This window comes from Natronosalvus sp. KLKA75 (assembly GCF_059736265.1).
In genome coordinates, this window is record NZ_CM185522.1 from 1,980,463 (window position 1) to 1,998,302 (window position 17,840).

The window sequence follows — 17,840 nt, forward strand, 5'->3', positions numbered from 1 at the left end:
GACAACGATTTGCATGGCTTCGTGACTAGCTACGCTCTCTTTTCCAGTAGAACCAGTACGTATAATTGAATTTCATGACTGGAATAGCAAACGAACGCGACCCAGACGATGGGCGATCTACCGACTTTGAACAAGCATCTGACACCGACACCGACACCTATCAGCCAGGGAGGCGGACGTTCGTGAAGGGTGCGGCCATTGCGGGTATCTCTGCGCTCGGTCTCTCTTCGACCGCCGCGGCCTCGGGCTCGTACACGAAGTACGACGGAGAGTACCGACACGTCGTCAACGTCGTCGAGGCCGGCGCCGACAACACCGGGAATCGATCGATCACCCCCGTACTCAGGAACATTCGGAACGACAACACGCTGTTTTACTTCCCCCCTGGGCGCTACGCGATGGACAGCCAGCTCCGGTTTACCGGCTTCGATAACGTCGCCTTCATCGGCAACGACGCGACGCTCGTGCCCGCGAACCACTACAACTTCGACGGCCCGAAGTACCGGCTCTTCCGTCTCGGCGTCGGCTACAGACCAGGACGGCGCCTGCGGTTCGAGGGATTCGACGTCGACCAGACGGCCCCCGACACCGGGATTCGCGTCATCGAAGCGCACGTCTCCGACCGCCTCGAGGTGCGCGACATCAACATCAAGGGTCAGCACGACAGTGGAACGTGGGGCCCAGGTCTGTTCAACGTCACCAGTTCGAGCGGCTACGGGATCGTCGAGCGCTTCAGCGCTCCCCACGGCGGCGAGTGGATAAACAATACCCCGACGGCTGGCGAACGCTGGCGCGGTCCGACCGGCATCCTGGCCAACCAGAACGCTGGTACCCTCGAGTTCAAACACTGTACGATCGGCGCGTTCCCGGACAACGGGCTCTACGCCGCCGGCGGCACCGGGAAGATCATAGTCAGCGGCGGCACCTACCGGAACAGCAACGGCGCGAACATCCGCGTCGGCGGCAACGGCAGCGAGATTAACTGGCCGACGGTCACCGTCGACGACACCCGTCCGGAGGACGAGGGCCAGCGCGGGATCCGCATCGAGAACGGCCAGAACTTGCGTATCAAGGGAGCGGCCGTCAACATCACCTCCCCGATGCCGACCAGTCACGCGATCTCGACGATGCCCACCTGTGAGAGTGCTCGAATCGAGCGCGTCCACATTGACATGCAGGGCAACGACGTTAATCACGGCATTGTCGTCTCCCCTAACTGTGGGGAGGTCACGATCGTCGATACGAAGATCAATCACGAAACCGCTGGCGGCTACCCGGTGTGGATCCGAAACACGAGCGCGACCGACCGCGTGCTCGCCGAATACCTCACGATCACCGGCAAGGCAGGCGACGCCTCCGGACTCCGCGACGGCATCCGCGTCGGGCGAGACAACTGCCGATTCAACGCGATCGAGGTTGACCAGCCCGGGCGGAATGGCGCCACCCGAAACGCGATCACGTCGACCGCCGACGACCTGACGGTCTGGGAGAGCACTCTTCGCGCAAGCAAGTTCCCCATCGTCGAACTCGGTTCCGATTCGCTCTACCTGGACGTTGACGCCGAGTCGACCGGCGGCAAACAGGCAGCCTGCCTGTACGATCAGAGTCACAATATCACCATGCGCAACAGTCGGCTGGTCAACGGCGTGCGCGACCTCGGCTCCTCGAGCCTCGAACTGTCGAACAACACGACCTACTGATCGCGCTGGTGAGGGTGCTGCGGTGCAGTAACCGCATCGAAGCGGCCATCTCCCCGTCGGAATTTTCGAATTGGCGTCGCTGTGGTGTTTTCTGATTCCCGAGACCCACCAGGGAAACACTTTACCTCTGTTCTTTCCCACGTAGCCCATGGAGCAGTTCGAGAAGTACGTCTCCTCGGCGACGCTTCGCGAGGAAAACGAGTCGATCAAGCAGTACCAGAACACGGTCGGTCTGGCGTGTCCGGCCTGCGACCAGCCGTTCGACGACATGGTCGTCTGCAAGGACGAACACACGAGCCTGAACCAGACCATCCCGCTCGACATCTGTACGGGCGTCGAGGACGGGAAGCCGGTGTTGTTTACCCACAAGCCCTAGTACCAGTCGACGCCTGGAAGGGGACTGGCCGATCACACCGTCGGCCGACGCCTCTCGAACCCCTTAAGCGATCGCCGTCGCCTACACCCACGACATGGACTTCGCCACGTTCGCCGACCACGCCGCCACCATCGAGGCCGAGCCTTCTGATCTCGAGACCGTCGCGCATGTCCGGTCGCTCCTCGAGGCGGCCAGCCCGGACCTCGAGGTCGTCGCCCGCTTCGTCCAGGGGCGGGTCTTCCCCGCCTGGGACGCCCGAAAGCTCGATATCGGCCCGCGGACGTGCTACGAGGCGATCGCTCGCGCGGCCGGGACGAACGTCGGCCCGGACGACGTGGAGGACGCCGTCGCCGAGATCGGCGAAATCGGCGCCGTCGCCGCGAGTTACGAGTTCGGCGGCCAGCGGGGGCTGGGGGCGTTCGCCGGTGGTGGTGGGGGTGACAATAGCGGCAGTGGCGGCGGCCAGGACGAACTCACCGTCGCGACGGTGTCCGACACGCTCACAAATCTGGCCGAAACAGACGGCTCGGGCAGTCACGACACGAAAGTCGACCTCCTGTTCTCGCTGTTCAACCGGTGTGAGGCCGACGAGGCCCGCTACCTCGCTCGCCTCGTCCTCTCGGAGATGCGCATCGGCGTCGGCGAGGGGACCGTCCGCGACGCCGTCGCGGAGGCGTTCGACGTCCCCGCCGACCGCGTCGAACGCGCGTTACAGGTGTCGAACGACTACGGCCTCGTCGCCCTCGTCGCGCGAGACGAAGGGCTCGAGGGACTGGACGCGCTCACCCTCGAGGTCGGGCGCCCGGTGCAGGCGATGCTCGCCCAAGCGGGGAGCGTGACCGACGCGCTCGAGGCCTGGGACGAGGCGGCTGTCGAGTGGAAGTACGACGGGGCGCGCGTCCAGTTACACTACGCGCCGGACGGCGTCGAGACGACGGGTGCCTCCAACAGGATATCGGGAGACGAACGCTCGACGACGCGCGTCTTCTCGAGGAACATGGAGGACGTGACCGACGCGCTCCCGGAGGTCGTCGAGTTCGCCGAGGCGACCCTCGAGGTGCCGACGATCCTGGACGGCGAGGTGGTCGCCGTCGACGACGACGGAAACCCGCTCCCGTTCCAGGAGGTGCTCCGGCGGTTCCGTCGAAAACACGACGTGGCGAAAGCGCGCGAGGATGTGGCCGTCCGGCCGGTCTTCTTCGACTGTCTCCACGCCGACGGCGAGGACCTGCTCGACGTCCCGCTCACGGCGCGCCACGGGCGACTCGAGGCGGTGCTCGCCCCCGGGGTCGACCCCAAAACGAAGACGGGCGCGTCCGAAGCGCCCGAGGACGCCGCCGAAACGGGAGCGACCGAGACGACAGGGGACGAGACGCCCGAGGGCCTCTCACTCCTCTGGCTCACCGACGACCCCGACGAGATCGAATCGATCGACGCCGACGCGCTCGAGGCCGGACACGAGGGGATCATGCTCAAGGACCCCGACTCGACGTACTCGCCGGGCCGGCGCGGTAAGCACTGGCTGAAGCGGAAACCCGACGTCGAGACGCTCGACTGCGTCGTCACCGGCGCGGAGTGGGGCGAGGGTCGACGGGGAACCTTCCTCGGCACGTTCCTGCTGTCCGTGCGGGCGACGGACGCCTCCGGAGATGGCGTGTTCGAGACCATCGGCAAGGTCGCCACGGGAATCACCGACGAGACCCTCGCGGACCTGACCGAGCGCCTCGAGCCGTACATTCGTGCCGAGGACGGCAAGGACGTCGACCTCGAGCCAGCGGTCGTGTTCGAGGTGGGCTACGAGGAAATCCAGACCTCGCCGACGTACAGTTCGGGCTATGCGCTCCGGTTCCCACGGTTTCTCGGGATCAGGGAGGACAAGACGCCGTCCGAGGCGGATTCACTCGAGCGCGTCGAACGGCTCCGGTCGCCGTGACCGAAGGCGTCTGTGGCCGGTCACGAAGTGTTTTCGGCGGTCCCCATCGACTCGCCGTCGATTGATACGGCGACGGCGTCAGGTTCCTCGCTCTCCTCGTCGGTAATTTGGATCGCAATCGAATGGACTGCGGCATCGTCGACGGTCGGCTCGTCCGAATCGGAGGCGATAAAGACGTGAATACCGTCTTCGGTTCGTTCGATTTCCTGGACCTCGAGCCAGTGCTGGCTCGACCAGGATCGTGCCACCACGATGATGAGATACGATCGGTCGAACTCGGTCTCCGCGACGAATTCCGTAATCTCGTCCTCGTCCTCGTTCTCGTTTCCGTCACCGTCTCGCATCCGCTCTCGAGCCGTCGGTCGGTCCGTGATAATCGTCTGATACGAGTGGGGTCGCTCTCCGGACGGGTCGAGACCGTCGTCAACCAGGTGACTGCCGACGCGATGGTGCGTCTCGACCGTCATCCCGTCAGGGAGGGCAGGGCTCTCTCCCGCCCCCAGACACCCCGCGACGCTTACCGACCCCATCGCGACCCCGGTGAGGAATCGGCGGCGGTTCATATCTCCCACTCTCGTCGGCCGCACATATGTTTTCCTGGTGACGTCTACTCCCGAGGTAGACGCTCGGCCGAACTGGGTTTGTTTCGACAGTGTGGTCAGCGTACGAGTACCCAGTTTCTGCGTTTCCGTGGTCTGATGTCTCGAGTGACCCCGAACCGGCATCCATTTGACCGTTCGTCCACCGAAGACGAGGTATGAGCGAACGAGAGGAGGGCCTCGAAGTAGGGTCGCCAGCGGATCGTGCCGCGGTCGCCGCTCGAGCGGCCGAGGCCGGGTCCAAGGTCGCCCACGACTCGTTCCGGAAGGACATTCCGGTCGAGTTGAAGGGCGGGAAGACTGACGTCGTCACGCAGGCGGACCGGGACGCCCAGCGGACGGTCATCGAGGTGATCCGGGAGACCTACCCCGACGATCCGATCGTCGGCGAGGAGGACGACGAGCGAAAGACGGTCCCGCCGGAGGGACCCGCCTGGATCATCGATCCCATCGACGGGACGAACAACTACGTCCGCGGGATCCGAATCTTCGGGACGGCTGTCGCCGCCGTTGTGGACGGCGAACCGGTCGGGTCGGCGGTCGTCATGCCCGCGCTGGGCGATACGTACTGGGCAGGGCCGGACGGCGTCACCCGCAACGGCGAGCCCATCTCGGTCAGCGACCGCGACGACCCCGAGACCTGCGCGGTCTGTCCGACCATCTGGTGGGACTTCGGCGAGCGCGACCAGTACGCTGCCGCGACCAGGGAGATCGTCCAGCGCTTCGGCGACATGCGCCGGTACGGCTGCGCGCAAGCGGCCCTCTCGATGGTCGCTGCGGGTGCACTCGACGGCGTCATCACGAACCTCAGGGCGAACCCCTGGGATTCCGTCGCCGGTGTCCACCTGATCAGAACGGCCGGCGGAACGGTCACCGACATCGACGGCAAACCCTGGCGCTACGATTCTCGAGGGCTGGTCGCCTCCAACGGAGAAGACGAAGTCCACGACGAGGTACTCGCGGCGACTCGAGCCATCGAGACGTAGCGACTTGCAATCGGCCTCGAGGGGCAGACTCGCTACCGTTCGACCGCCACGTCCGCAGAAGTGGGGAGTGAGACGGCGAGCGCGTTCCTGGTCAGGCTCCCCGTCGCGCGGCGCAACCGCTCGGAGACGGCGTTCGTTGAGATGTCGAGGGCCGCCGACAGGTCCTCGATCTGAGCATCACGAGGAACCTCGAAGTATCCCATCCGAAGCGCGGTCACGAGCACTTCTCGCTGTTCAGGCGTGAGGTCGTACTCGCGTTCTTTCGGCGCGGAACCGGGATACATCCGCTGGAGTTCGAACGCGTAGCCTTGCTCGTGAAAGAACATCTGGAACTCCTCGAGCGCCTCCCGGTCGACGAACTGAAGTTTGAGGTACCAGGTGCCGTTCGCGGCTTCCGCCTCCTGCATGACGCCGTGGCGGTCGACGATCTGGTCGACCAGGTGTTGGACGGGTTCGGCCCAGTCGACGTTGAAGTAGTGGACGTTCGAGTCCGAATCGAGCAGGGTGAGTTCATCGACGGAAGGATCGTTTCGAAGCGTCGTCTCCAGGGTCTCGAGGTCGTCTTCGTCAGTGGCCACCCACAGAAATGGCATCACCCACTCCCTGCTGTGGGTCGCGAGGCGTTCGACCTCCACGGTCGCGTCCGTGAGGGTCTCGAGCGTGTGCTCGAGCGCGAACGCGTTCGCAGGAACGGTAAACTCGGTGATAACGCTCATACGACGAATCTCGAGTGAACACCCATAAACAGGCCGACATTGGTCGAGTTGCGGATGTACAAAGAATTTTGTCGACCTGACGTCCATCGATAGTATGGACCTCGACGACACTGATCGGGCGATCCTCCGGATTCTACAGGAAAACGCCCGTACGCCGTTCAGCGAAATCGCCCGCCAGATCGACATGTCGAGCGCGACCGTCCACGACCGGGTCAATCGCTTAGAGGAAGCGGGCGTCATCGAGGGCTACCACGCGCAGGTCGAGCCGAAATCGATCGGGCTCGGCATCTCCGCGCTCGTCGGTCTGCGAGTCGAACAGGGGCGCGAACAGGACACCCTCGAGCGACTGACCGACATCGAGGGAGTCCAGGAGGTCCACCTCACGACCGGTGAGTGGGACGTCATGATGCGCGTCTACGCCGCCGACGCGGATGCCCTGCGCGAGTTGATGTTCAACCAGATCGCACAGATGGACGGCTTTTCGCGTTCGCAAACCATGGTTATTCTCGGGACGACCTACGACAGCCAGGAACTGCCGATCGCGCCGGACGGGAACTGACGCCGTCTCGGCCGACGTTTGCTCGCGCAGCGAAAAACCGCAAACGGTAAGCGACGACCACTCCGGTGTGGTGGTATGGAAGCGTACGTCGACCGCTACGGCGCAGGACGAATCTGGCTAGCGGTCGTGGGGTCGCTTGTCGCGTTGATCACGCTAGCGGCGGTGGTATTCCCGGATCGAGTCGCCGCCGAGATCCTCTGGCACTACTACTGGGGTCCAGTCGCCGCCGACGCCCAGAACTACGGCTGTATCGCCTGGAACGGTGGGTCACCGACCGAGTGCGGGCCGAACACGACTGGACCGGAGGCCAGCCCGGGCTACACCTGGCAGTCCTACGCGGGGTACATTCCGACCCTCGTGCTCATGCTCGTCGGGATCATCCTCCTGATCAAGCACCTCGAGATCGATCGCTACCGCGCGGGCTTCTACGGCCTGTTCCCATTCATGCTGTTCGGCGGGGCGCTGCGCGTCGTCGAGGATGCCAACGTCCGCGCGCTCGTCGAGACCGGTGAGATGCAGATGGAATTGCCGTGGGTAGCGGCACTCATCAGTCCCTTCATCTACGGGACCGTCTTCTTCGTCGCGGTGCTCGCCGTCGTCGTCTCGGTCTGGCTCGACCGAAACGGGTACGTCTCGGGCTACGAGTACCCCCTCGCCGGAATCGGGACGGCCGCGCTGACGGTGACGGTGGCCTACCTCGGCTACTTCGCAGCGACCTACGAACTGGCGAGTTTCCACCCGCTCATCCCGCTCATCACGCTCGTCGGGGCGACCGTCGTCACCGCCGTCACCTACGGGGCGATCACGCGGTTCGCACCAGATCTCAACCGGGGCACCGGATTCATGGGAGCGGTCGTCATCTGGGCGCACAGCGTCGACGGCATCGCCAACGTCATCGGCCTCGACTGGGCCAGCGCGTTCGGCCTTGGGTACGATCCGAAACACCCGGTCAACGCCTGGATCGTTGCCACGACCGAAGCGGTGCTCCCGGCGTCGATCGTCGACGTGATCGGCGCGGCGTGGCCGTTCCTCATCGTCAAAGTCATCGCTGCTGTGTTCATCATCTGGGTATTCGACGAGTCGATCTTCGAGGAGAGTCCCCGGTACGCCATCTTGCTGTTGATCACGGTGGTCGCCGTCGGTCTCGGGCCGGGAACGCGAGACATGCTTCGAGCGACGTTCGGGATCTAAGCCCTGCGGGTAGTTCGTTGACGGGTGATCGGGTCAGTATCCCGGTCCCGTCCGTCGCCAACACTCGTCGAAACTCGAGGCGAGGTCGGCGGCAATTCCGTCGTCCCGGAAGTTGACGACGGCGAGGAGGTCGTCGGCGTGAACCGGATCGAGGATCTCGACGCAGACCTCCCGGTCGTCGATGACGACGAACCGCTGGTGAGGAACAGTCTCCGTTCGACGAATGCGTACCCCGGAATCGAGCAACCGCGTGAACGGTGGTGAGGCCGGATCGAACTCGGTCGCGAGGAGTCGGACGTCGATCCCGTCGTCGAGACAGGCCTCGAGCTGTGTGACGAAGGCGTCGCAGATCTCCGACCGGAACGCGACCGAGTCGACGTAGATACGGATTTCGATGGCCGCCGATCCGAAGCGCTCGACGAGGAGATCGCGGGCGGCGACGTCGTGAAACGCGCTGGTCGCGAACTGTTCGGTCTGTACCTCCTCGACGAGCGCCGTCAGGTTCCGGCGGGCGCTCGAGGCCGTCCGTTCGTACTCGCCGCGTTTCGTCTCGAGTTCGTTTCGACGGCGCCCGAGGACGCGGTCGATCGCCATCGACGGCTCGACGTGGGCGTACGTCCGCGGGCGGCCGTCGTCCGCTCTGACGAGTGATCGATCTGCGAGGGAGTTGAGCACGTCGTAGATCCGCCCGATCGGGACGTCCGCCTCGGTCGCCACGTCGTCGACCGTCATCACGCCGTTTTCTACGAGAGCGACGTAGACTCGAGCCTCGTAACTCGAGAGTCCCAGTGTCGTCAACTCGTCGACGTACTCGTCCATGTGAACATTCGTGACGTTCTGCCTCGGGTGACTTAGGGGTTGCGTTCGCCAGTATCTCATCGAAAAATGCGTTCAGTGCGGTTTAGGTCGGTTGGAAAGAGGGCCGGGTTTTCGGTCGATCGCCGTCAGGTGCGTGGGACGAATTACTCGGCGAAGTGGGGCACGAACGAACGTCGACGGAATGAGCACGAACGGGACGCTCCACGAGTGAGCACGAACTAAACGCTCCACGAACGACGACCGCGCCCACGAGTTGAAAGAGTTAATCGGAACCGGCCGAAAGAGGAACCCATGAGTGGCGATGGGTGGTTCGTCGACGGCGATTTCGAGGCGTCTCGAGCGCGGATTCGGACCGGAACGGCCGCCGAACCGGCGGACTGGCCGACCGAGGCGGTGGCGTCAGGATTCGCCGCCGACCGGTCGGCGTACTACGACGCGCTCCACGAGGCGACCGTCGAGGCGACGACGGCGGCCGTCAGGGAACGCGAACGAGCAGACGACCAGCAACTAGTCCACGCGATCAGGGCGCTCGACGACTGTCGGCGGACGGCGAACGAACTCGCCGAACGGCTCGCCGAGTGGGCCGGGACGGTCGACCCCGACGCCGGGTCGGGCGTCGAGTACGCGCGGTCGCTGGCCGGAGATGAGCGTTCCGGGGACGACGTGAGCGATCCAATCCAGTCACTGGCCGCCCGCGTCACCGACTTGGCCGACGAAGCCGACTCCCTCGAGGCGTACGTCGAGCGCCGGGCACCGACAGTCGCCCCCAACCTCTCAGCGCTCGCCGGGCCCCTGCTCGCCGCCCGGCTGCTCTCGCTGGCCGGCGGCCTCGAGACGCTGGCGAAGAAACCTTCCGGGACGGTGCAGGTGCTCGGCGCCGAAGAGGCCCTGTTCGCCCACCTTCGGGGCCACGCCACATCGCCCAAACACGGGATCATCTTCACCCACGAAGCCGTCCGCGGGACCCGCCTCGAGGACCGCGGCTCGGCCGCTCGCGCCCTCGCCGGCAAACTCACCATCGCGGCCCGGATCGACCACTACTCCGGGGACTATCGCCCGGAACTCGAGGCCGAACTCGCCGAGCGGCTCGAGACGATTCGGGCTCGAGCGGAGGGCGACGGGGGTGGTGGTGGAGATGGAGATAGAGGTAGAGGTGAGGACGATGAGTGACGCGTCGCCACCACTCCCCGATGGCGTCGAACGCCGCGAGATCGGCGGCCAAGAACGGCTCGCGACGCGCGGCGAACCCGTCTATGGCGAGCCGACCGACGGCCCGTGGCGGGCCTGGGACCCGTCCCGGTCGAAACTCGGCGCGATGCTCGAGCTGGGCATGGACACGGGCCTCGAGGGTGGTGAGACCGTCCTCTACCTGGGGGCGGCCAGCGGCACGACGGTGAGCCACGTCGCCGACTTTTCGGGGCCAACCTACGCCGTGGAGTTCGCCCCGCGCCCGACGCGGGATCTGCTCGAGGCCGCCGCGTCCCGTCCGCGGCTCTTTCCACTGTTGAAGGACGCCCGCAAACCGGCGACCTACGCCCACGTCGTTGAATCGGACGTCGACGTCGTCGTCCAGGACGTCGCCACCCGCGGACAGGCCGACGTCGCCACGCGGAATCGCCGATTTTTGGCCGAGGACGGACGACTCCTCCTCGCGGTGAAAGCCCGGAGCGAGGACGTGACCGCGGATCCCGACGCAGTGTTCGACCGGGTTCGCGAGGAACTCGAGGAGTCCTACGAGGTGCTCGAGGTGCGACGCCTGGATGCGTACCACGTCGATCATCTTGGGGTCGTCGCCCGACCACGATTGGAGTGAGGGCCAGGATTCGGCCCTTTAGCGGGCTCGAAACCGAAACCGCCCCAGCGTGCCGACTCCAAACGGTATTTACTCCCGGATGGATAACAGTGGGGCAATGGAACGCGGGTCGCCGGAATCGTTCACGCGAATGGGGACGCTGGGGATCGAAGAGGAGTACTTCGTCGTCGACGATCGCGGGCGCCCGACGAGCGGCAGCGACGAACTGGTATACGAACACGATCCTCCGGACATACTCGAGGACCGCCTCGACCACGAACTCTTCAAGTTCGTCATCGAGACCCAGACGCCGCTGATCGAGCACCCCGCACAGGCTGAAGACGCCCTGCTCGAGGTGCGTCGGGCGCTCCTCGAGCACGCTCACGATCACGGCTTTCAGATCGCCGCCGCCGGCCTCCATCCACTTGCGCGCTGGCGCGAACTCGAGCACGCGGAGAAGTCGCGCTACCGATCGCAACTGGATCGCATCCAGTACACGCAACACCGGAACACGACCGCTGGCGTCCACGTTCACGTCGGCGTCGACGACGCGGACAAGGCGGTGTGGATCGCCAACGAACTGCGCTGGTACGTCCCGATCATGCTCGCACTGTCGGCGAACTCGCCGTTCTGGGACGGGTTCGACACCGGCTTGCACTCCGCTCGAGCCAAGATCTTCGAAGGATTGCCGAACACCGGCATGCCGACGTACTTCGAGGACTTCGAAGCCTTCGACGCCTACGAACGGCGGATGCTCGAGACCGATTCGATCGGGGACCGCGGCGAACTCTGGTTCGACGTGCGCCCCCACACGGGCCACGGGACGGTCGAAATTCGCACGCCGGACGGCCAGGCTGACCCCGACGTGGTAATGGCGTTCGTCGAGTACACCCACGCGCTCGTGACGAGTCTCGCCGAGGCCTACGAGGACGGCGACCCTGGCACGGCCCGCCGTCACCGGCGCGAACTACTCGACGAGAACAAGTGGCGAGCGATTCGCCACGGTCACGACGCCGCGTTCATCGACCGTAACCTCGAGGGAACCGTCTCGCTGGGCGAACTGGTCGACCGGGAGTGTGAGCGACTCGGGATCGACGGCATCCAGCGAGTGTACGACCGCGAGAGCGGCGCCGAGCGACAGCGGCGGATTCGCGAGGAGGAGGGTGCCGACGCGCTCTGTGAGTCGTTATTGATCGAAGCTTGAGCCGTCACACCGCCTCGCGCCTGCTCCGATCTGGACGCCATTCAGCTACTCTCGACCTCGAGACGGGAACGATTCGAGACCGTTCGTTCTGAGTGGTTACGCCACGGTCGCCTTCGTGAGCAAGTACTCCATCGAGACGCAGTTTCGGTGCTCATCGAAGTAGTGCTCGATCGTCTCGACGGTTTCGTCGCGAAGCACAGGACGGTCCGCCTGGTCGACGTCCTCGAGTGCGACGATGAACAGTCCGGACTCGGTCGTCGCGCGCTCCCAGTAGTGCGGCGGTGAGAGAGCGGGGATCACCACCGAGGCGGTTTCGAACGTAGTCTCGTCGACTCCGCTGCCAATTCGGTCGCGAACGACGGTGGGATCGCCCCACAGTGACGGTGAGTCCGGGGCGTTTGGATTCGGGGGGAGGTACTCGCGAATCACGGCACCCATCGCGGGGACGACACTCGAGGGCGTCCACGAGGTGAACCCGACGGTCCCACCCGAACGCGTGACGCGAAGCAGTTCGCGTGCGGCAGCGTCGGGCGGGTCTGCAAATACGTGGCCGACACAGGAGAGCGTCACATCGAACGCACCGTCTTCGAACGGCAGATCCGTTGCGGATCCCTCGTGCCACTCGACGTCGACGTCAGCGATCGTCGCGTTCTCTCGAGCCACCTCGAGCATCGTTGGAACGAGATCGAGACCGGTCACGGTCGCCCCGCGTCTGGCGGCGGTGAGGGCGACGTTCCCCGTTCCACACGCGACGTCGAGGATGGTATCGCCCTCGGTGACGGCAGTGGAGTCGACGAGGTGAGCCGCCATCGACAGGAAGTGTGGCGCGATGTCGGGATAGGAGCCCAGCGACCACACGCGCTTCGCTCGCTCCTCTGAGGGTAGTGGTTCTGTAGTCATACTCGACGTATGTGCTTTGGTAGCATAGAGCTGTGCCTCGAGTAGACGGAGTCCCGAAGCGGTGTCAATACCCCGCAAACGTTTAACAGCGCCGTGACCGTTGTCCTAGCCGAGAGGACACATGACTTCCGACAATACCGATGAGCGTCGGGTACCCGACGAATCCGACGCCCATCTCGAGGCGGGCGAGGGCGAGGCGACCGACGCGTCGCCACGGGACTCGACGGCGCCACCTGGCGACACCCCCCGGAGCGAAGCGGACGTCACGGATCGAACGAAGACCGCCGACGAAGTCGACCAGCGAATCGTCGACCTCCTCTCGTGGATTCTCGATACCGAGACACGAGCGAAGATTTACATTCACCTGCTGGCCAACCCCGGGAGCACGTCGGAGGAAGTGTCTCGAGGGACGGGACTGTACCCGAGTACGGTTCGCGAAGCGCTGGCGGAGCTGCACGACGAAGACCGCGTCAGCCGGCAGAAACGGGCGAGTGGCGGCGCCGGCAACAACCCCTACGAGTACACGGCGATTCAGCCGAGCGAACTCGTCGGCGGCGTCCTCGATCAGGTCCAGCGCGAACTCAACACGATATTCACCCTCGACCGTCTCCTCGACCGCGAGGGGGCGAACGACGAGGCGGTGACTGACCCCGTTACGATCGTCGTCGACGACTCGAGCCACTCGAACAACTCGAATAACTCGGACGAATTGGCCGACTCGAGCGACTTCGAAGGCAAAACGGGACGCGAGAAGCAGTACTCGAGTCTCGACGACGAACGCGCCCAGGACGGCGACGATATCGAGGACCGCGACGGGGACTCGAGCGGTGCGAATCCGGGGAACGGTCGAGAACGGACCGACGAGGGGGAGTGACGAGTCGCGATACCGTTCCTTCCGCGGTTCACTGTCCACCTCGCGTATCGTTCTCCTCGTGCGATAGCCCAGATCTCACGGCCTCGAGTCCCCGCTCTCGAATTCCCGTCTCACAATCTATTTCTGTCTGATCCCGGTACAGCCCCGTGATGCTCTCTGCCGTGTTAGTCGTCGGCGTCGTCGCCTCGTTGTTCGTCGGGTTCAACATCGGCGGGTCGTCGACGGGGATCGCCTGGGGGCCCGCCGTCGGTGCTGGACTGCTCAAGAAAACGACCGCCGCGGCACTGATGACGTTCTTCGTCTTTCTGGGCGGGACGACAGTCGGCCGAAACGTGATGGACACCCTCAGCGAAGGAATCATCACGACCGAGATCAGCCTCGAGGCCGGCGTCGCCGTGCTCTTCTTCATCGGCTTCGGCATCCTCGTGGCGAACGTCTTCGGCGTGCCCGTCCCCACGTCGATGACCACCGTCGGGGCCATCGCCGGCCTCGGATTGGCGACGGACACGCTCAATTTCGCGACGATCGGCGAGATCGTGACCTGGTGGATCGTCACCCCAGTCGTCGGCCTCTGGGTCGGGGCAGTGCTCGGCCGCTACGTCTACCCGGAACTCAATCGGCGGTACGCAATTCGAAAGACGCCGGGGCCGTTGCTCGCCCTGGACCGGAGCGGCTCGTTCCCCAAGCCCGCCCTCGGACCGAACACGACTCGGCAGGAACTGGCCGGGACGGTCGTCGTCTTCGTCGTGGGCTGTTACATGGCGTTCAGCGCCGGTGCCAGCAATGTCCCGAACGCCGTCGCCCCGCTCGTCAGTAGCAACGCTCTTCCGGACGACACCGCGATCATCATCGCCACGATCGCGATTGGGATCGGCGGCTTCACGATCGCCAGACGGACGATGGAGTCAGTGGGGAGCGAACTCAGCGACATCCCGCTGCTGGCGGCCCTGATCGTCATGATCACGGCCTCGACGATTACGACGACGCTGTCGTACATGGGCATCCCGATCAGTCTCGTCATGGGGTCGGTGATGACCATCGTCGGCCTCGGCTGGGGGCGAGCGACGCGTCCAATCGCCGCTCGAGACGTTATTCGCGGAGACACCGATGTCGAAATCGAGATGGGTGCGTTGACCGCGGAACCGGAGACGCCGGTGACGAAAATTGGCGAGCGAGAGCCCCCAGAGGTACTGAACGCGGGCGATCTGTTCAACCCCCGAGCGATCATGAAGTACGTCTCGATGTGGATCATCGGCCCGTCGCTCGCGACGATTCTCTCCTATCTGTTCTTCGTCCTGGTTCCGATTAGCACCTGATAGCGTTGGCTCCCCCTGAACGTGTCGACGGAACAATGTCAATGTATTTGATCGCCCGACTCGGGCGCCTTTTATCCGGATTCCCACCGTAGGATCGGGCATGATTTCGCGCATTCTCGTCCCGTTCGACGACTCAGAGATGGCCGAACACGCCCTCGAGCACGCCCTCGAGGTGTACCCCGACGCCGAGGTAACGGTGCTGCACGTCGTCGGCGAGCCGTCGCCGATGTTGGGGGGGGGGAAGCGGCCGGACTCGCGCTGGCTGACGACCTCGAGGCGGCCGCCGAGGCGTGTGCGGAACCGGTACTCGAGCGCGCGACGGCCGTCGCGGCCGACCACGGTCGAGAGATTACGACGACGGTGCAACTCGGCCATCCCGCGCGGGCGATCGTGAACCAGGCCGAAGACTACGACGTCGTCGTGCTCGGGAGCCACGGCGGGTCGCTCGTGGATCGAGTCATCGTCGGGAACGTCGCCGAGACGGTGTTCCGGCGGTCGCCGGTTCCCGTGACGGTCGTCCGGTGACTCGGTGAGTTCGAGGCTCGAGAGACGGCCAATAGAGGAGTGATTCAACCGGGACGTGGGTGAGCAGGGCCCAGTCACTCCAGAACCGTTCCGCGGACACGGCTTAAAGTCAGGACGAACGTTTATCCATGACATTGTGGTCGTGACAGCATGCGACTCGTGGAGCTTTTGATCCCGAAGCAAAAGCGTGAAGCCGTCGAGGAGACGCTCAAAGACGAAGATATCGCATTCACCCTCGTTGAGGAAGGGAGTCGTGATGAGCCCTCGGTCGTCATCACGTTCCCGTTGCCGGCTCCCGCAGTCGAATCTGTCCTCGATGAACTTCGAGACGTAGGGATCGACGAGGAGTCGTACACGGTGATCCTCGAGGCAGAAACCGTCGTCTCAGAGAAGTACGACGAGCTCGAAGAGCGGTACGCGCAGAACACCGCGCGCATCTCCCGTGAGGAGCTCCAGGCTCAGGCGAAGGACCTCACTCCCCGGTTTAGCACGTATCTCGTTATGACGGTTATGAGTGTGGTCGTCGCGACCGCCGGCCTGTTACTCGATTCACCGGCGGTCGTCGTCGGGTCGATGGTGATTGCGCCGTTGATCGGACCGGCCCTCGGTGCGAGCGTCGGCACGGTCATCAACGATCGCGCGCTGTTTCGTCGCGGGATCAAGCTCCAGGCGATCGGGCTTGGCATCGGCGTCGTCACGGCCGCCGTCTTCGCGTTCGTCGCCCGGACGACCGGACTCGTCTCACCGATGATCGAAATCTTCGAAATTTCGGAGATCCAGGGGCGGCTAAGCCCCGATATACTCTCACTCGTCATCGCGGCCGGCGCCGGGGTAGCGGGAGCATGGACGCTCACTGCAGGCACGTCCGCCGCCCTCGTCGGCGTCATGATCGCAGCGGCTCTCGTTCCGCCACTGGGTGTCGTCGGCATCGGTATCGCATGGGGCCTTCCGAACGTCGCACTTGCCGCAGGCGTCCTCGTTCTGGTCAACATTCTGGTGATCAATATCACAAGTCTCGCTGTTCTCTGGTACAAGGGCTATCGGCCGGAGAACTGGTTTCAGCAGGACGAAGCGCGCGTTACCACCAAAAAACGCGCCGTCGTGCTCGCCGTCACGATCGTCGTGCTTTCGGTGATTCTCGGCGGGGTAACCTATGATACCTACCGAACCGGGATGTACGAAGAGGACGTCACCAACGACGTGGCCGCCGTGCTCGATTCGCCCGAATATGCCGACCTCACGCTCATCGACGTGACGGTCGAATACACCGATCCGGTCCCACCCCGTCAGCCGGAACGCGTCGTCGTCATGGTCGGCTACCCGGTCGGCACCGACCCGCCACAGGTCGCCGAAGCACTGGAATCTCGAGAGAGTATCCACACCGAATCAGCGATACGCCTTCCGACGGGGTCGCTCGTCGAGTCCCAACGTACCGAAGTGGTGGTATATTACAGGGAGGAGGGGTAGACCCAACGCACTCGTTCTGCGAACTCGAGGCGCCTACGCGTCCTCATCGTTCGTCCGGTCGTCGTTCGCCTTGTCGACCGACTCCTCGATCAGTTCCTCGACCTGGTCCTCGCGCGGTCGCCGGTCGACGCGCTCTTCGACCGACTCGACCTGGGCCTGTACCTCGCTCACCTGCTTGCCGACGGATTCCTCGACGGCCGCCCCGACGCTCTTTTCGACCTGCTGGCCGACCTGCGCCTCGACTGTCTGCTCGACTGTCCGTTCGACCTGCGGAGTGACCGTTTTCTCGACGGTCTCCTCGAGCGACGCTTCGACTTGTTGGCCGACTTGCTGACCGACTGTCTCCTCTACTGTCTCGCCAACCGTCTGTTCGACCGTCTCCTCGACAACCTGGGTCATCCACTCGGGGTCGAACCGGGCCATCTTCCAGACGACGTGGATGACGTAGGCCACGAAGACCCCGATCCCGAACGCGATCCCAATTCGCGAGTTCTCGAGCATCGCGATGAGGGCGATCGCCAGGAAGATCAACACGCCGTAGGCGATGTCCACCGCGGCGTCGATTTGCGTCGGTCGCATCGTCACCGACCCTCCTCAACTCGAGCATTGGTCGTCGATGCGATGGGGGTAATCGGACGCGAGGCGACTCGCCCGGCGAGTCCGCGCTGCGGAGCGCGGCGACGAACACGGCGATTCATGTGCTCGAGACGAACGTCACGAACGGAGGAAACGTTTTGGGTATCCGTCGGGAGCAGGTCGTTGGAGCGGTCGACGTCGGTCGAAAGCGGCAGGCGAGGCACGGGCATCGAATTATTAGTATAGATTTTATAGTATTAAGGCGAGTCGAATCACCCCAATCTGTCGTTCACCGCCTCCGTGGCGT

The 17,840-nt window shown here is 64.4% G+C and carries 17 protein-coding genes and 1 pseudogene; 13 read left to right on the top strand and 5 right to left on the bottom strand.

What is annotated here, in order from left to right; genetic code table 11:
* Positions 1–74: 74 nt before the first annotated feature.
* The 3 genes from AC6I65_RS09490 to AC6I65_RS09500 all read left to right on the top strand — a co-directional run bounded on the left by AC6I65_RS09490 (position 75) and on the right by AC6I65_RS09500 (position 4,009).
* Positions 75–1,700, top strand: a complete 1,626-nt coding sequence (locus tag AC6I65_RS09490; protein ID WP_497901670.1) for a right-handed parallel beta-helix repeat-containing protein — start codon at positions 75–77, stop codon at positions 1,698–1,700.
* A 148-nt stretch (positions 1,701–1,848) separates the two neighbouring features.
* A complete protein-coding gene (locus tag AC6I65_RS09495) occupies positions 1,849–2,076 on the top strand; it encodes a DUF7385 family protein (protein WP_253435531.1) in 228 nt (75 codons plus the stop codon).
* A 94-nt stretch (positions 2,077–2,170) separates the two neighbouring features.
* Positions 2,171–4,009, top strand: a complete 1,839-nt coding sequence (locus tag AC6I65_RS09500; RefSeq protein WP_497901671.1) for an ATP-dependent DNA ligase — start codon at positions 2,171–2,173, stop codon at positions 4,007–4,009.
* 20 nt (positions 4,010–4,029) lie between these two features.
* Here AC6I65_RS09500 and AC6I65_RS09505 read toward each other — a convergent pair whose 3' ends face one another.
* Positions 4,030–4,572 carry a hypothetical protein gene (locus tag AC6I65_RS09505; RefSeq protein WP_497901672.1) on the bottom strand — a complete coding sequence of 181 codons (543 nt, stop codon included), beginning with the start codon at positions 4,570–4,572 and terminating at the stop codon, positions 4,030–4,032.
* A gap of 194 nt (positions 4,573–4,766) precedes the next feature.
* Here AC6I65_RS09505 and AC6I65_RS09510 point away from each other — a divergent pair, with 194 nt between their 5' ends.
* Positions 4,767–5,594: an inositol monophosphatase family protein gene (locus tag AC6I65_RS09510; protein ID WP_497901673.1), complete on the top strand. Its 828-nt coding sequence runs from the start codon at positions 4,767–4,769 to the stop codon at positions 5,592–5,594.
* Positions 5,595–5,626: 32 nt separating this feature from the next.
* Here AC6I65_RS09510 and AC6I65_RS09515 read toward each other — a convergent pair whose 3' ends face one another.
* Positions 5,627–6,310 carry a helix-turn-helix domain-containing protein gene (locus AC6I65_RS09515; RefSeq protein ID WP_497901674.1) on the bottom strand — a complete coding sequence of 228 codons (684 nt, stop codon included), beginning with the start codon at positions 6,308–6,310 and terminating at the stop codon, positions 5,627–5,629.
* Between the two features lie 94 nt (positions 6,311–6,404).
* Between AC6I65_RS09515 and AC6I65_RS09520 the strand changes: the two genes are divergently transcribed.
* Both AC6I65_RS09520 and AC6I65_RS09525 read left to right on the top strand, forming a co-directional pair.
* Positions 6,405–6,869, top strand: a complete 465-nt coding sequence (locus AC6I65_RS09520) for an Lrp/AsnC family transcriptional regulator (protein WP_497901675.1) — start codon at positions 6,405–6,407, stop codon at positions 6,867–6,869.
* Positions 6,870–6,944: 75 nt separating this feature from the next.
* Positions 6,945–8,060 (top strand): DUF63 family protein, encoded by a 1,116-nt coding sequence (locus AC6I65_RS09525; protein WP_497901676.1) that lies wholly within the window; start codon positions 6,945–6,947, stop codon positions 8,058–8,060.
* A 33-nt stretch (positions 8,061–8,093) separates the two neighbouring features.
* Here AC6I65_RS09525 and AC6I65_RS09530 read toward each other — a convergent pair whose 3' ends face one another.
* Positions 8,094–8,879: a TrmB family transcriptional regulator gene (locus AC6I65_RS09530; protein WP_497901677.1), complete on the bottom strand. Its 786-nt coding sequence runs from the start codon at positions 8,877–8,879 to the stop codon at positions 8,094–8,096.
* 291 nt (positions 8,880–9,170) lie between these two features.
* On the opposite strand from AC6I65_RS09530, the gene AC6I65_RS09535 reads away from it, so the two are divergent.
* From AC6I65_RS09535 to AC6I65_RS09545, 3 genes are all read left to right on the top strand, one after another.
* Positions 9,171–10,049 carry an NOP5/NOP56 family protein gene (locus AC6I65_RS09535; protein ID WP_497901678.1) on the top strand — a complete coding sequence of 293 codons (879 nt, stop codon included), beginning with the start codon at positions 9,171–9,173 and terminating at the stop codon, positions 10,047–10,049.
* On the top strand, positions 10,042–10,692 hold the full coding sequence (locus tag AC6I65_RS09540; protein WP_497901679.1) for a fibrillarin-like rRNA/tRNA 2'-O-methyltransferase: 651 nt from the start codon (positions 10,042–10,044) through the stop codon (positions 10,690–10,692). Before AC6I65_RS09535 ends, AC6I65_RS09540 begins: the two co-directional genes overlap by 8 nt.
* Before the next feature lie 97 nt (positions 10,693–10,789).
* Entirely contained in the window at positions 10,790–11,875 is a 1,086-nt protein-coding gene (locus tag AC6I65_RS09545; RefSeq protein ID WP_497901680.1) for a glutamate--cysteine ligase, read from the top strand.
* Between the two features lie 96 nt (positions 11,876–11,971).
* Here the strand turns inward: AC6I65_RS09545 and AC6I65_RS09550 are convergent, their stop codons facing one another.
* Positions 11,972–12,775, bottom strand: coding sequence for a class I SAM-dependent methyltransferase (locus tag AC6I65_RS09550; protein ID WP_497901681.1), 804 nt, complete (start codon positions 12,773–12,775; stop codon positions 11,972–11,974).
* Positions 12,776–12,896: 121 nt separating this feature from the next.
* Here AC6I65_RS09550 and AC6I65_RS09555 point away from each other — a divergent pair, with 121 nt between their 5' ends.
* From AC6I65_RS09555 to AC6I65_RS09570, 4 genes and pseudogenes are all read left to right on the top strand, one after another.
* On the top strand, positions 12,897–13,649 hold the full coding sequence (locus tag AC6I65_RS09555) for a helix-turn-helix domain-containing protein (protein ID WP_497901682.1): 753 nt from the start codon (positions 12,897–12,899) through the stop codon (positions 13,647–13,649).
* 149 nt (positions 13,650–13,798) lie between these two features.
* A complete protein-coding gene (locus AC6I65_RS09560; protein WP_497901683.1) occupies positions 13,799–14,965 on the top strand; it encodes an inorganic phosphate transporter in 1,167 nt (388 codons plus the stop codon).
* 100 nt (positions 14,966–15,065) lie between these two features.
* Positions 15,066–15,490, top strand: a pseudogene (locus tag AC6I65_RS09565) (universal stress protein).
* A 150-nt stretch (positions 15,491–15,640) separates the two neighbouring features.
* Entirely contained in the window at positions 15,641–16,957 is a 1,317-nt protein-coding gene (locus AC6I65_RS09570; RefSeq protein ID WP_497901684.1) for a TIGR00341 family protein, read from the top strand.
* Between the two features lie 33 nt (positions 16,958–16,990).
* Here AC6I65_RS09570 and AC6I65_RS09575 read toward each other — a convergent pair whose 3' ends face one another.
* On the bottom strand, positions 16,991–17,536 hold the full coding sequence (locus AC6I65_RS09575; RefSeq protein ID WP_497901685.1) for a hypothetical protein: 546 nt from the start codon (positions 17,534–17,536) through the stop codon (positions 16,991–16,993).
* Between the last annotated feature and the right edge of the window lie 304 nt (positions 17,537–17,840).

Bases quoted from the DNA above. Each gene is read 5' to 3' on its own strand.
- AC6I65_RS09490 (WP_497901670.1), top strand. From the start codon at position 75: ATGACTGGAATAGCAAACGAACGCGACCCAGACGATGGGCGATCTACC.
- AC6I65_RS09495 (WP_253435531.1), top strand. From the start codon at position 1,849: ATGGAGCAGTTCGAGAAGTACGTCTCCTCGGCGACGCTTCGCGAGGAA.
- AC6I65_RS09500 (WP_497901671.1), top strand. From the start codon at position 2,171: ATGGACTTCGCCACGTTCGCCGACCACGCCGCCACCATCGAGGCCGAG.
- AC6I65_RS09505 (WP_497901672.1), bottom strand. From the start codon at position 4,572: ATGAACCGCCGCCGATTCCTCACCGGGGTCGCGATGGGGTCGGTAAGC.
- AC6I65_RS09510 (WP_497901673.1), top strand. From the start codon at position 4,767: ATGAGCGAACGAGAGGAGGGCCTCGAAGTAGGGTCGCCAGCGGATCGT.
- AC6I65_RS09515 (WP_497901674.1), bottom strand. From the start codon at position 6,310: ATGAGCGTTATCACCGAGTTTACCGTTCCTGCGAACGCGTTCGCGCTC.
- AC6I65_RS09520 (WP_497901675.1), top strand. From the start codon at position 6,405: ATGGACCTCGACGACACTGATCGGGCGATCCTCCGGATTCTACAGGAA.
- AC6I65_RS09525 (WP_497901676.1), top strand. From the start codon at position 6,945: ATGGAAGCGTACGTCGACCGCTACGGCGCAGGACGAATCTGGCTAGCG.
- AC6I65_RS09530 (WP_497901677.1), bottom strand. From the start codon at position 8,879: ATGGACGAGTACGTCGACGAGTTGACGACACTGGGACTCTCGAGTTAC.
- AC6I65_RS09535 (WP_497901678.1), top strand. From the start codon at position 9,171: ATGAGTGGCGATGGGTGGTTCGTCGACGGCGATTTCGAGGCGTCTCGA.
- AC6I65_RS09540 (WP_497901679.1), top strand. From the start codon at position 10,042: ATGAGTGACGCGTCGCCACCACTCCCCGATGGCGTCGAACGCCGCGAG.
- AC6I65_RS09545 (WP_497901680.1), top strand. From the start codon at position 10,790: ATGGAACGCGGGTCGCCGGAATCGTTCACGCGAATGGGGACGCTGGGG.
- AC6I65_RS09550 (WP_497901681.1), bottom strand. From the start codon at position 12,775: ATGACTACAGAACCACTACCCTCAGAGGAGCGAGCGAAGCGCGTGTGG.
- AC6I65_RS09555 (WP_497901682.1), top strand. From the start codon at position 12,897: ATGACTTCCGACAATACCGATGAGCGTCGGGTACCCGACGAATCCGAC.
- AC6I65_RS09560 (WP_497901683.1), top strand. From the start codon at position 13,799: ATGCTCTCTGCCGTGTTAGTCGTCGGCGTCGTCGCCTCGTTGTTCGTC.
- AC6I65_RS09570 (WP_497901684.1), top strand. From the start codon at position 15,641: ATGCGACTCGTGGAGCTTTTGATCCCGAAGCAAAAGCGTGAAGCCGTC.
- AC6I65_RS09575 (WP_497901685.1), bottom strand. From the start codon at position 17,536: ATGCGACCGACGCAAATCGACGCCGCGGTGGACATCGCCTACGGCGTG.